At 42.7% G+C, this 872-nt stretch carries 1 protein-coding gene and 2 rRNA genes; 2 read left to right on the forward strand and 1 reads right to left on the reverse strand.

Translation table 11 applies throughout. The features are described from left to right. Together L5M38_RS24250 and rrf are read left to right on the forward strand one after the other, a co-directional pair. A 23S ribosomal RNA gene (locus L5M38_RS24250) occupies positions 1-197 on the forward strand; the annotation flags it as partial. Positions 198-335: 138 nt separating this feature from the next. Continuing rightward, positions 336-451: ribosomal RNA gene (gene rrf, locus L5M38_RS24255) — 5S ribosomal RNA — on the forward strand. A 192-nt stretch (positions 452-643) separates the two neighbouring features. On the opposite strand, the gene L5M38_RS24260 is transcribed toward rrf, so the two are convergent. Further along, positions 644-872, reverse strand: a 229-nt coding sequence (locus tag L5M38_RS24260; RefSeq protein WP_263176513.1) for a transposase, incomplete at its 5' end; no start/stop codon positions are given.

Consider the following 872-nt stretch of genomic DNA (forward strand, 5'->3'; position numbering starts at 1 on the left):
GGCATTGCCCGGTAGCTACGTTCGGAATCGATAACCGCTGAAAGCATCTAAGCGGGAAGCGAGCCCTAAGATGAGTCATCCCTAGGAATTTAATTCCTCTAAAGAGCCGTTCGAGACTAGGACGTTGATAGGCATGGTGTGTAAGCGTTGTGAGGCGTTGAGCTAACATGTACTAATGACTCGAGAGGCTTAACCATACAACCCAGATGGGTTTTATAAGCAGCCTTAGACAGAATATCGACACTTGATGAAGTGTGAACTCAAACAAAGCAAATCAGCTTTCCGAATTATTATTAACGTGGTCCAGCGATGGACACGGCAATAAACAGAATTTGCTTGGTGACAATAGCCTTGTGGAACCACCTGATCCCATCCCGAACTCAGAAGTGAAACGCAAACGCGCCGATGGTAGTGTGGGGTCTCCCCATGTGAGAGTAGGTCATCGCCAAGCGCCTAATTATCTCATTGAGATGTAACCAAGCCAGCTGAATAAGCTGGCTTTTTTGCGTGTGCAATTTGTTAAATTGTCATTTAAAGACCAATGCTATCGAGTATTGTTCTATTCATTTTAGTTTTGTTTCTTCTGCTAGTTCTTTACGTTTTTTCCTTCCTTTATTTCAGACTTTTATACCAATTACATTAATTAACTGGTCAAAATTGTCCACGGTCTAGTACACAATTCTATCACTCTTGCTTTCTTCTCAATGAAGGTATTCCATGCGATAGAGCACTGTTCGACAATATCGTCATAACCACTAAAACAACGATTGGCCAACACATTTTGACGCAGCCATTGCCATACCTGCTCTATTGGATTCAACTCCGGTGAATAAGGTGGCAACTTGAGAAGCGTCAGATTATCAAAGTCATCG

The sequence above is a fragment of the Shewanella sp. SM101 genome, assembly GCF_025654465.1.
Lineage (GTDB): Bacteria > Pseudomonadota > Gammaproteobacteria > Enterobacterales > Shewanellaceae > Shewanella > Shewanella oncorhynchi.